This is a genomic window from Campylobacter sp. US42a, assembly GCF_004379055.1.
GTDB lineage: Bacteria > Campylobacterota > Campylobacteria > Campylobacterales > Campylobacteraceae > Campylobacter_D > Campylobacter_D jejuni.
Genome location: NZ_RYYK01000001.1, coordinates 61,956 through 74,109, shown reverse-complemented (window position 1 = coordinate 74,109; position 12,154 = coordinate 61,956). Strand labels below are relative to the sequence as shown.

The following is a 12,154-nucleotide window of genomic DNA, read 5'->3' as shown; positions in this document are numbered from 1 at the left end:
TTTAACTCCTTAAATACTCTCTTGTTTTAAAATCATACTCAAAAACCTCTTCTATACTTGAAATTTTAGGCGCTCCAAAATGATCAAGGGCTTTAAAAATGCATTTAGCAATGTCTAAAAATCCACTTTTATTTTCTAAAAAATTATAAACACTGACTTCATTAGCAGCATTGATAATAACACCTAAATTTGGCTCTTTTAAAAATGCATTTTTAAGCTTAAAAATAGGATATTTTTTTGTGCTGATTGGATGAAATTTTAAAGCAGGCATTTTGCTAAAATCAACAGCCTCTAAAATAGGCGTATCTTGTTTTTCAAATATAGCATCTGAAATAGCTAGTTTCATATCTGCTTTTGAAAAATACGCCGTGCTAGCTCCATTTTTAAATTCACACATTGCATGCACTAAAGATCTTGGTTCTATTAAAGCATCAATTTCTTTAAAATCATATAAATGATAAGCCTCTATAATCTCAAAGAGCTTATTTGCCATAGTCGCACTATCTATAGTGATCTTTGCTCCCATGTTCCAATTAGGATGTTTTAAAGCATCTTTGACACTGACTTGATTTAAATCTTTGATTTTATACTTATAAAAAGCTCCGCCACTTGCTGTGATATAAAGTTTTGCTATATTTTTTTTACCTTCGAGTAAAAATTTTAAAGCCGCATGCTCACTATCAACGGGTAAAAATTTAGCCCCTTTTAAAAAACTCCCAGCCACCACAAGACTTTCTTTGTTAGCTAAGGCTATGTTTTTGCCAAGTTCTTTAGCCTTTAAAGTGCTTTTAAGTCCTGCAAAACCTACAATAGCATTGAGTAAAAGTTTGTCTTGGCATTCTGTTAAAATTTGCTCTAAACCTTCTTGTCCTATAAAAACTCTATCGTGTTTAACTAAATGCTTATTTTTTGAATCTTTTATGGCAACAAATTTAGGCTTAAATCTTGCGATTTGTTCATTTAAAAGAGCGATGTTATCTCCACAAGCTAAAGCAGAAATGGGAATGTTTTTTAAAGCAGCAAGTTTAAGAGCATTTACTCCTATGCTACCCGTACTTCCAAAAAGTATCATAAAAGAGCAACCATCACAAAAGCAGCAATGATCACCGCATCGATCCTATCAAGCACTCCCCCATGACCAGGGATAAGATCTCCACTATCTTTTACACCTGCTTCTCTTTTAAAATAACTCTCAAGCAAATCTCCAATTACTGCAAAAATCGCTACAAAAAACGAACAAAGCAAAGAAAGCCAAAAGCTATAAACAAAAACTCCTAAAATAGTTCCAATAACACTCGCACAAATCAAGCCACCTATAACACCTTCTAAGGTTTTGTTTGGACTTGTTGGAGAAAAAGGAGTTTTACCCATAAGTTTTCCGATAAAATACGCCCCACTATCACAAGCTGCAACGATAATGATAAGCCAAAAAAGCGCAAACATACCCTGATCTAAATACACTTGCCAAAGTGCTAAAATAGGCAAACTAGGATAAATATAAATAAGAGCTGGTTTTAAGGAAGCCTTTTTATAAACCAAATATCCAACGACTAATAACAAAGCTAAAATCCCAAAAAGCAAAGCTTTATGCGATAAACTTCCCAAAATAAAAGCTATAGCCAAAGGGATAATAGAAATATTTTCCAAAGCAAAAAGTTTTTTTGCTTCACTAAAAGATAGATACAATAAAACCGCAAAAACGATAAAATTGATAAAAAATTGATCAATCAACGCGATAATAATAATAGCCCCTATCATCACAAGAGCTGAAATAATTCTAGTTGTATTAAACATATTTTTCCTTATATACTAATATCTAAGCGATGAATGCTTTGTGCGTCTTTAAAATTTGGATCTTTAGACTCATCTTCTTTGTTTTTCTCATCATCGCTGGTTTTAGCTTCTTGATTGTGTTTTTTCTTTTTTTCTTCTTGTTCGGCTTTTTCTTTGATCTCTTCTTTGATTTCATGAGTCTCATTGACTTTTTCAAGCTTGTTCAAAGTTTTTTCTTTTTCATTAAATTCAGCCATATTTAGCGTAGCTGCAAAACCTTCTTTTGCAAGCTCATTGCTTGCTTGTGTAGCTGGATAAGCCATATTTTGATTTATATAATTGACATTTCCTAATGGGCTAACTGGCATTTTAATCCTTTGTGATATTAATACTTTTAAAATTTGTATAATTTACAAACGCCTTTTGCTGAACCTTAACAAAATTTTTTAAGGTATAATCGACCCAATACGAACCTTTCTTTAACTTAGAAAAGCTTACACAAAGCCTTGCAGCAAATTCTATCACATCAAGGCTGATTTTTTGCTTGTTTGATATAATCAAAGTATGTGCACTAGGAATATCCCTTGCATGAAGCCACAAATCATCTTTTTTAGCATTTTTAAGTAAAAATTCATTGCCTTTTTCATTTTTACCCACGCAAATTTTAAACTCATTATAATAAAAATTTGCCACAAGATCTTCTTGTTTATGATCTTGATTTTTTTTGCTATTTTTTTTAGGTAGTAAAATTTCAAGCTCTATCTCACTCTTAGCTTGAAGCAATAATTCTTTCAAACTCAAGGTAAAATCTAACTTTTCTTTTAAATTTTGTCTTTGTATGTTTAAATTTTTAGCTTTTTGTTCTAATTTTTTAGCATTTTTATAATATAAATTAGCACTTTGCTTAGGACTAAATTCAAGCTTAAATTCAAGCTCTTTGCCTTCAAAATCATCAAGCTTAAATTCCCTTTCATAATCTTTTAAAACACTCAAATTTGCAAACAATACATCAGCCCTTTTTCTGTATTCTAAAGCTTTTAAGAGTAAAGAATTTTCTTCATCTAAACTAGAAAAAAGTTCTTGTAAATTTTGTATTTTTTTATCTACTTGTATAAGTTTTAAATTTTTTATTTGTTTGATTTTACTCTCATAAATGCTTGTAAATTTGCGAGAAAAATAATCTGCAAAGTCTTTAATTTCTTCAAAATTTTCATCCATTTTATAAGGCTTTAAAGGCTCTAAAATCACATTAGGTTTTACGACACGATAACTTTTATCAATGTGCCTTAAAGCCTCTATGATCAAATCTTTTTCATCTGTAAGAATAACATTGGTATTTTTACCCGTAAATTCAAAATAAATTTTGCTCTCATAGCTTTTATAAGCCTTATTAGCTTTTACACTAAAACATAAAATACGATTGCCTTCAAGGACTTTAACTTCCTTTATAAAAGCATTGCTAAAATACTTTTTAAGCATAAAATCAAAAGGTGCATTATAATTTTTTGCATTAAATTTAGCTGTATAAATCGCACTCATTGCACGAGTAAGATCAAAAATAAATCTTTCTCTATCAAAGCTTAACTCCAAAATATTGTCATTGATACGCTTGATAAAATCGATTTTTTTAAACTGAGAAAAAAAAGTTTGCAATTGTAAAAGTTCTGTGTATTTCATAAAAGAAATTATAAAATATTTTGGCGAATTTGTGGTAGAATTACATTAAAAAAGGAAATTTGTGCAGCTTAATGAGCTAAATTGTGTGATTTTATGTGGTGGTAAATCTAGTCGTATGGGACAAGATAAAAGCAAATTGATTCTTAAAAATCAAAATTTAACTCAATTTCAAGTAAATAAATTTTCTAAAATTTTTAAAAATGTCTATGTGAGTGCGAAAGAAGACAAATTTGAAAACCATTTTAGCTTGATAAAAGATTCTTTAGAATTTGAAGTTTACTCTCCTATGCTTGCGCTTTACTCTATACTTTCAAATTTTAAAAATGAATTTGTTTTTGTTTTAAGTGTAGATAGTCCTAAAGTAGGTGAAAATGAGCTTTTAAAAATGCTTCCTTTTTTAGAGCAAAACTATAAAATAATCATAGCCAAAACCCCTTTACATAAACATCCCTTATGTGGCTTTTATCACAGCTCTTTAGCTCAAACTTGTAAAAATTTCTTAGAAAAAAATGAACAAAAAATAGGACTTTTATTTTCTGAGATTAAAACCAAATTTGTAGAATTTGAAGATGAAGATGCTTTTTTAAATCTTAATTTTTATGAAGAATATGAAAAATTTAAAAGCGAGTTAAAATGAGAAAAATTGCTTTATTTTTAAGCTTATGTGTTTTTATATGGGCTAGTGATTTACAACAAGCTTTAGAGTATGAAAAACAAGGCGATTATAAAAAAGCTATGGAAATTTACAAAAAACTCGCTTTAAAAAATTCATCTGTTTTGATTTCTCAAGAACAAAATAACTCAAGCCAAGCAACACAAACACAAAATTCTATCACTATAAAAAAAGAAGAAAAACAAGACTTTTCTCGCCTAGCCTTGGCTAATTATCTTGGTAAAAATGAAAGCTTTAATCCCCTTGGCATTAGCTCTTACAAGATGAATTATTTTTTACCTTTAGCTTATAGTTTTAATTCTTTAGGAGCAAATAATAATAAGAGTGAGGCGAAATTCCAACTTAGTGTTAAAAAAAGACTTTTTGAAAATTTACTAGGACTAGATGAAAAATATTATATAGCCTATACTCAAACTTCTTGGTGGCAAATTTATGAGCATTCTTCTCCTTTTAGAGAAACCAACTATCAACCAGAATTTTTTATAGATTTTCCTTTATATCTTAAAGATTATGAATTTTTTAACAATCTACGCGTAGGTATATTGCATGAAAGCAATGGCAAGGGAGATGAGAATTTACAATCTCGCTCATGGAATAGAATTTATGTATCTACGGCTATTTTATATAATAAATTTTTATTTGTTCCACGCCTTTGGTATAGAATTCCTGAAAGCAAAAAAGATGATGACAATCCTGCCATCTTGCATTATATGGGAAATTTTGATGTGAATTTAGCGTATTTGGGCGATGATTATTTTATCAATCTTATGCTAAGAAACAATCTTAAATTCCACGATAACAAAGGTGCTATACAAGTTGATCTAGGATATGATATTTTTAATAACGGAATTTATTGGTATTTACAATACTTTAATGGCTATGGAGAAAGCCTTATAGACTATAACAAACACTTGCAAAGACTTTCCACTGGATTTTTGATTTCTTACTAAAATATCCTTTGTAGTTTTATCATTTCTTAAAACAAATTTCATTACAATTTCATTTTTGATAATTATTATTACTATAAGGAAAGATTTGTTTTTTAAGCATATATTGAGTTTAAAAGTGCTTATAGCTTTACTTTTATTCTTTGGAATGATAAGTTTATTTATAGGAGTTATCAGTATCAATGTAAAAGATATTCTTAATCTTAACTCCACTCAACTAGAAATCATAACCCTTACAAGAATTCCTAGACTTATAGCGATTTTACTCACAGGAATGAGTCTTAGTATATGCGGGCTTATCATGCAACAACTCACGCAAAATAAATTCGTTTCTCCAACTACGGCAGGAACTATGGATTGTGCTAAATTTGGCATACTTATTTCTTTAATATTTTTTGCTGGAGCGTCTTTTTTCACTCAAGCTATCATTGCTTCTGTATTTGCACTTTTGGGTTCTTTTATATTTATCCAAATTTTAAGAAAAATCAAACTCAAAGATGTGATTTTTGTACCTTTGATAGGCTTGATGTTTGGAGGCATTATTAGTGCTATAACCACTTTTTTTGCCTATGCTTTAAATTATATACAAAATATCCAAGGCTGGTTACAAGGCAGTATGGCAAATGTTATGCAGGGAAATTATGAATTGCTCTACATTTCTTTGCCACTTTTTATACTTGCTTATTTTTTAGCTCATAAAATTACCATAGTTGGCATGGGCGAAGATGTAGCTTTAAATCTTGGAATTTCTTATAATGGTATATTATTTTTAGGCTTGATGATTGTAAGCATTATCACTAGTTTAGTGATTGTAAGCGTTGGAATTATCCCTTTTTTAGGGCTAATTATCCCAAATTTAGTAGCTCTTTATCTAGGTGATAATCTTAGAAAAAATCTTATCTATATAGCACTTTGTGGAGCTTTGTTTTTACTTGTTTGCGATATCATTTCAAGACTTGTCATCTTTCCTTTTGAAATGCCTTTAAGTATCACTACAGGTGTTTTAGGATCTTTAATCTTTATCTTTCTTTTGCTAAAAAGGAAAGTTTATGCGTAAAAAAATGCTGATTTTAAGCTTTTTAACACTTGGTATGATAGGGATTTTTATACTTGTGGGTTTAAATGGCTTTGATGAGTATGCCTTAAAAAGTCGTTTTTTACAAATTACAGCTATTATCATAGTAGCTATTTGTATCGCTGTTTCAACAGTGATTTTTCAAACTTTATGCAACAACAAAATTCTAACCCCTGCTATCATAGGATTAGATTCTTTATATATTTTACTTCAAAGTGCTCTTATCTTTTCTTTTGGTGCAGCTAATTTAAGTGTTTATAAAAACGATATCAATTTTTTAATCACTCTAGTTTGTATGGTGGTTTTTTCACTAGGACTTTATAAAATTTTATTTAGTAACGATAGAAGCATTTATCTTATAATGCTTTTAGGCTTAGTTTTTGGAACACTTTTTAGCACTTTAAGCTCTTTTTTTGAAGTATTAATCGATCCTGATGAATTCATGGTAATACAAGGAAGAATGTTTGCTAGTTTTGATAATATTGCTTTTGATGTTTTAATTCTTGCTTATATCATTAGCTTTTTAAGTTTTATATGGATTTTTCGCTATATGAAATTTTTAGATCCTTTAAATTTAGGCAAAGATTTAGCGATAAATTTAGGGATAAATTATCAAAAAATTTCAAAACAATTGATGATTATCATAGCTATTTTAACTTCTATTAGCACCGCACTTGTAGGTCCTATAACCTTTTTGGGGCTTTTGGTGGTAAATATCACTTATGAGCTATTTAAAACTGCAAAGCATAGTATTTTACTAAGCGCTTGCATACTCATTAGCATTTTAGCTTTGCTTGGAGGGGTATTTTTTATCTCTAGAGTTTTTGATTATAATGCCACTATAAGCGTGGTTATTAATTTCTTAGGTGGGATATATTTTATCTATCTTGTATTAAAGGGTAATAAATTATGATTAAACTAAAAAATATCACCAAATTTTATGATAATAAAGCCATTATTTCAGATCTTAGCCTTGATTTTCATAAAGGCAAAATCACTTCTATAATAGGAGCCAATGGCGCTGGAAAATCCACTCTTTTAGCTCTAGCAAGTCGTTTAATAAAACCTAGTAGTGGAGAAATTTATATCGATGGAATGAATTTAAAAGACTATAAAGAGCAAATCTTAGCACAAAAAATTTCCATTCTCAAACAACAAAACAATATCAATTTAAGATTAAAAGTTGAAGAATTAGTCGCTTTTGGGCGTTTTCCACATTCTCAAGGAAGACTTAATGCAAACGATAAAATCAAAATCAATGAAGCTTTAGAATACATGGGACTTAGCAACTTAAGAAATGAATTTTTAGATACATTAAGCGGCGGACAAAAACAAAGAGCTTTTATAGCCATGATTATCGCTCAAGATACTGAATTTATAATGTTTGATGAGCCTTTAAACAATCTTGATATGAAGCATAGCGTACAAATCATGCAACTAATGAAAAATTTAGTCAAAGACTTTAACAAAAGTATAGCTGTTGTATTGCATGATATTAATTTTGCTTCGATTTATTCTGATGAAATCATAGCCTTAAAAGATGGGAAGCTTTTAAAACAAGGTTCAAAAGACGAAATCATCAATCAAGAAAATTTAAAACAAATTTATGATATGGATATACCCGTAAGTCAAATTGATGGTAAGAAAATTTGTATTTATTTTTAAAAAGGAGAAAATATGAAAAAATCTTTAGTTTTTGCATTTTTTGCATTTTTTTTAAGTCTAATCTTAACAGCTTGTAATTCAAACTCAAATGAAAACAACGCAAGTTCTACAACAAAAACCAACACTGCTACAGTGAAAGTTTTGCCTATTAGCATGAGTGATGAGGGTGATAGTTTTTTAGTGAAGGATAGTCTAGGAGAAAATAAAATCCCTAAAAATCCTTCTAAGGTAGTGATCTTAGATCTTGGAATTTTAGATACTTTTGATGCTTTAAAATTAAACGATAAAGTCGCGGGCGTTCCTGCTAAAAATTTACCAAAATACCTACAACAATTTAAAAACAAACCTAGTGTAGGTGGAGTACAACAAGTTGATTTTGAAGCCATTAATGCTTTAAAACCTGATCTTATCATCATTTCTGGACGCCAAAGTAAATTTTATGATAAATTAAAAGAAATAGCTCCAACTTTATTTGTAGGTCTTGATAATGCAAATTTTTTAAGCTCTTTTGAAAACAATGTCTTAAGCGTTGCAAAACTTTATGGTTTAGAAAAAGAAGCTTTGGAAAAAATTTCAGATATTAAAAATGAAATTGAAAAAGCCAAAAGCATAGTTGATGAAGATAAAAAAGCTCTTATCATTCTTACAAATTCTAACAAAATTTCAGCCTTTGGCCCCCAATCTCGCTTTGGGATTATTCACGATGTTTTAGGGATTAACGCAGTAGATGAGAATATAAAAGTAGGCACACACGGCAAAAGTATCAATTCTGAATTTATATTAGAAAAAAACCCTGATTATATTTTTGTTGTTGATAGAAATATCATCGTAGGCAACAAAGAACGCGCTCAAGGCATACTCGATAATGCGCTTGTTGCTAAAACCAAAGCAGCACAAAACAAAAAAATCATCTATCTTGATCCAGAATACTGGTATTTAGCAAGTGGAAATGGACTAGAGTCTTTAAAAACTATGATTTTAGAAATCAAAAACGCTGTAAAATAATACAACCTCGCAAGAGCTAGTCTCTTGCTTTAATACTTAATAAAATACTTGGAATTTTCAAGAAAGTTTTAGTGGCGGACAGAGAGGGATTTGAACCCTCGAGACCCGTTAAGATCTGCACCCTTAGCAGGGGTGTGGTTTCAGCCGCTCACCCATCTGTCCAATAAAGTAAAGTGTAATTATACAAAAAAATAAATAATACCTAGCTTAAAAAGCTAGGAAAAATCAAAGGCTAAGATAAGCCAAAAGCAAAGTTACAACAACCCCTACTCCAAGAACTGCAAATTGTTTACTTCTATCTTTTTTATTTGCAAACAAAGTAATCATAAGCCCTGAAATATAAAGCATAAATAAAGTAATACCAAAACCTACGCTAAGCACAGAAAAATACCAAGCACCCTTATCTTTATGAAGCATAATCATATCTCCAAGTAAAGATCTTGTTTTTAAGGTAATGCTGTATTCATTAGTAGAATTTTGAGTTATATTAGCACTATAATGAGTTCCACCTATTGTTATACCTTTATCTTTACTTTTAATTATATTTGTATTAGATGGTACTTTTAAACCATTTGTTTTTAAATACTCTATTAAAGCTTCTCTTTCTTTACCACTTTCTATAACTTTTGACAATTGATACTGCTCAACTTTTAAGCCCACATCTTGATTAATACCAAAAATATATGCTATACCCGTTAAAGCAAAAAGCAAAGCACAAGGCAAGAAGAACAAACTAAGATAGATATGAACCTGTCTAAATAATTTATTTTTATTGATCATTTTAACTCCTTTTTGATTATCAAAATTTGTGATATTTTGACAAAACAAAGTGAAGCAAAAGTGAATTTTAAATAAAAAGTTTATATTTTTTAAAACAAAGAAAAGAAAAAGCCCTTATGATTATAGGGCTTAAGAATTATTTTTTATCAATCACTTGATAATTATAAGGAGTAAGCTCTTTATCATGCTCTAAAAGTTCTTTTGGAGGATTGCCATTAACATCTTTTTCATCTGCATAGTAACGCTCTCCAGCTTTATGATTATTAACATCTACTTTATAATAAAGCTCTCCTGGATTAAATTTTTGAATATCTTCAAAACCTAAATTTGAAGTTTTAAAATCTTTAATTCCATTTGCTACTGCAATTTCTACAAGTTTAGTTTGTCCCATTCTTGCCATATCAACAGCTTGCAATAACATTCTTGAAGCTTCGCGAGGATTATGGAAACCAGTTGAGTTTTCAGCATTAACAAAATCTGCTCTCATTTGAGCTTTACGATGAAGTTCTAAAACTTCTTTTAGCTCTTCGCTAATTTTTTTCGCATCAGCTTTTCCATCGCTTTGGAATTTTTCCATATTGCCTAGTTCATCGCGTAATTTTTTAGTATCCATAATCAAACTAACAATTGCATACTCTGCAGTTCTTTGATCATGTGCAACGCTGTTTTGTATGTCAAGCACTTGAGCTTTTAAATAATCTTCACTTTGTTTATGACAAGACTTACAAGCAGAGTTAATATCTCTTAAAGGAGAAGTGATATTGTGTTGAGTAACCTTTTTAGCTCCTTCTCTAACATAAGGCATATGACAATCCACGCAACTTACTCCATTTGCAGCATGCACACCGCCACTATAAAGTTCACTTTCTGGATGTTGAATTTTAATAATTTGCGCTCCTGTTAATTTATGAGTAAAATCAGCTCCAAATACTCCACGAACTTTATCATAATAATCATCTAGCATTTCAATTCTAAATGGTTGTCCTTTTTTCCACTCACTCCAAGGAAAAGTTAAAACTATACCATCTGTTTCAATCTCTTTAGCTTTATTGCCATCTCTCCAAAATTCATACTCATCATAATTTTTCTGAGTTCCATTCCACCATTTTTTAGAACTATCATCTACAATAGTTTCACCCATTACTTTTACTTTTTCCCCTGTTGGTTTAAAATAGTATTCAACATGGCATTGAGAGCAAACTAAAGTTCTCATTTCTTCTCTTGTAGCTTTTACACCTTGTACTGGATCTTTTTCATATCCTCTAGAAACTAAAGCATTAATAGCTGCTGGACGAGTAAGTCTTAAACTCATATCATTTGGATTGTGACAATCTGCACAAGTTACACCCATTCTTTTACCACCATGTGGGCCTGCATGTTCAGGTGAATTTTCTACTATACCATCAACAGCTGGGATATTTTTAATCATAGTCCAATAATTTGTAGAGTTAAAAGCAGTAAAATCTCCTTTAGCAACATTTTTTATAAGCCATGGAGTCCATCCACTATGACAATTCATACAAGCTGCAGGTTGACCTTTAAAAGCAGCAAGTCCATGGGCATTAAGAAAATCTTTGTTGTTTCTTGCTGTTTTCATTTGATCTACTTGAACCCAAAAATGCCCTCTTTCTTCATTGAAATCAAGACTAAAAGGATATCCTGCCCAAAGTATGGTTAATTGAGGAAAGCGAATCAATTTTGAATAAGCTAAATTACCACCAAATTCAGTAGCCTTAGGCTCTTCTTTTTCAACCGTTAAATACATTTTTAGTTGCTCTGGAAAAACCTTACCCCATTTTTCAAAATTTGGATCATCGTCGCTAAGCAAAGAAAAATCAGCATTTGCTGCAATGGCATTTTTATTTGCTTCATCTTCTTTTTTTTGATTGATATCATTATTTAGCCATAAAACTCCCGCTATAAGTAAAACCAAAACAACAATACCCAAGCGTAAAATATTTTTTTTCATTCATCTTCTCCTTATTAAATTCCGTGTTTATGTCCAACATCTTTATGACAAGAAGCACAATTTAATGACTTGTCTGCATGTGGATTTGTTGTAGCATTGATAGCTGTTTGAGCAAAATCTGCATGACAGCGTATGCAGTTTTCTTGCACCATTTTTCTGCTTTTTTCAGTCGCGCTCAAATTTGTAGGCAACTCATCAAGTTTAAAAGTAAAAGCATAAGCATGCCCTAAACCACTTTGAGCCTTAGCTATCCACTTAGCTACAAAATTATGTGGCAAATGGCAATCCACACAAGTTGCTCTTGGTTCGCCTTTGACTTTTTGAGAATGCGGCCCTGCCATGTATTCGTTATAAACTTCATTCATAATATGGCAGTTATTACAAGATTCACTTGCATTGCTTAAATAAGATGTGCCCTTAGCGTTATAAAAGGTATAAAACCCAACCGCAAAGAAAACAAAAAGCAAAACAAGAAAAATAGTAAAAAGATTCGAAGTTTTCTTCAAAATTTTCCTCCTTAAAATTATCATTTCTTAAAATCTTCAATGAAACAACAATGTCACAGAATTTCCCAGAAATAAATTTTGTGA

At 30.4% G+C, this 12,154-nt stretch carries 13 protein-coding genes and 1 tRNA gene; 6 read left to right on the top strand and 8 right to left on the bottom strand.

Features of this window, described 5'->3' with window-relative positions; all coding sequences use genetic code 11:
• Position 1: 1 nt before the first annotated feature.
• The 4 genes from dxr to ELQ10_RS00340 are packed head-to-tail and all read right to left on the bottom strand — an operon-like array spanning position 2 to position 3,450.
• Positions 2-1,072: a 1-deoxy-D-xylulose-5-phosphate reductoisomerase gene (gene dxr / locus ELQ10_RS00355; protein ID WP_134250016.1), complete on the bottom strand. Its 1,071-nt coding sequence runs from the start codon at positions 1,070-1,072 to the stop codon at positions 2-4.
• Positions 1,069-1,794, bottom strand: coding sequence for a phosphatidate cytidylyltransferase (locus ELQ10_RS00350; RefSeq protein ID WP_002834214.1), 726 nt, complete (start codon positions 1,792-1,794; stop codon positions 1,069-1,071). Before ELQ10_RS00350 ends, dxr begins: the two co-directional genes overlap by 4 nt.
• Positions 1,795-1,802: 8 nt before the next feature.
• On the bottom strand, positions 1,803-2,141 hold the full coding sequence (locus ELQ10_RS00345) for a hypothetical protein (protein ID WP_134250015.1): 339 nt from the start codon (positions 2,139-2,141) through the stop codon (positions 1,803-1,805).
• A 1-nt stretch (position 2,142) separates the two neighbouring features.
• Positions 2,143-3,450, bottom strand: coding sequence for an NFACT family protein (locus tag ELQ10_RS00340; RefSeq protein ID WP_134250014.1), 1,308 nt, complete (start codon positions 3,448-3,450; stop codon positions 2,143-2,145).
• 61 nt (positions 3,451-3,511) lie between these two features.
• Between ELQ10_RS00340 and ELQ10_RS00335 the strand changes: the two genes are divergently transcribed.
• From ELQ10_RS00335 to ceuB, 6 genes are all read left to right on the top strand, one after another.
• Complete coding sequence (locus ELQ10_RS00335; protein WP_002855734.1) at positions 3,512-4,087, top strand: molybdenum cofactor guanylyltransferase; 576 nt, start codon at positions 3,512-3,514, stop codon at positions 4,085-4,087.
• Positions 4,084-5,073: a phospholipase A gene (locus ELQ10_RS00330; RefSeq protein WP_134250013.1), complete on the top strand. Its 990-nt coding sequence runs from the start codon at positions 4,084-4,086 to the stop codon at positions 5,071-5,073. The genes ELQ10_RS00335 and ELQ10_RS00330 overlap by 4 nt, the downstream gene beginning before the upstream one ends.
• Positions 5,074-5,158: 85 nt before the next feature.
• Positions 5,159-6,127: an ABC transporter permease gene (locus tag ELQ10_RS00325; RefSeq protein ID WP_002898677.1), complete on the top strand. Its 969-nt coding sequence runs from the start codon at positions 5,159-5,161 to the stop codon at positions 6,125-6,127.
• A complete protein-coding gene (locus tag ELQ10_RS00320; protein WP_134250012.1) occupies positions 6,120-7,058 on the top strand; it encodes an iron chelate uptake ABC transporter family permease subunit in 939 nt (312 codons plus the stop codon). The genes ELQ10_RS00325 and ELQ10_RS00320 overlap by 8 nt, the downstream gene beginning before the upstream one ends.
• Positions 7,055-7,810, top strand: a complete 756-nt coding sequence (locus ELQ10_RS00315; protein ID WP_002871403.1) for an ABC transporter ATP-binding protein — start codon at positions 7,055-7,057, stop codon at positions 7,808-7,810. Before ELQ10_RS00320 ends, ELQ10_RS00315 begins: the two co-directional genes overlap by 4 nt.
• 12 nt (positions 7,811-7,822) lie before the next feature.
• Positions 7,823-8,815, top strand: a complete 993-nt coding sequence (ceuB, locus tag ELQ10_RS00310; protein ID WP_134250011.1) for an enterochelin ABC transporter substrate-binding protein CeuB — start codon at positions 7,823-7,825, stop codon at positions 8,813-8,815.
• 72 nt (positions 8,816-8,887) lie between these two features.
• Here ceuB and ELQ10_RS00305 read toward each other — a convergent pair.
• The 4 genes from ELQ10_RS00305 to nrfH form a co-directional block, all read right to left on the bottom strand.
• Positions 8,888-8,977 (bottom strand) — tRNA-Ser (locus ELQ10_RS00305).
• 63 nt (positions 8,978-9,040) lie between these two features.
• On the bottom strand, positions 9,041-9,595 hold the full coding sequence (locus ELQ10_RS00300) for a hypothetical protein (RefSeq protein WP_070277618.1): 555 nt from the start codon (positions 9,593-9,595) through the stop codon (positions 9,041-9,043).
• Between the two features lie 136 nt (positions 9,596-9,731).
• Positions 9,732-11,564, bottom strand: a complete 1,833-nt coding sequence (locus ELQ10_RS00295) for an ammonia-forming cytochrome c nitrite reductase subunit c552 (RefSeq protein ID WP_134250010.1) — start codon at positions 11,562-11,564, stop codon at positions 9,732-9,734.
• 14 nt (positions 11,565-11,578) lie between these two features.
• Positions 11,579-12,094, bottom strand: a complete 516-nt coding sequence (nrfH, locus tag ELQ10_RS00290; protein WP_010891930.1) for a cytochrome c nitrite reductase small subunit — start codon at positions 12,092-12,094, stop codon at positions 11,579-11,581.
• Positions 12,095-12,154: the final 60 nt, after the last annotated feature.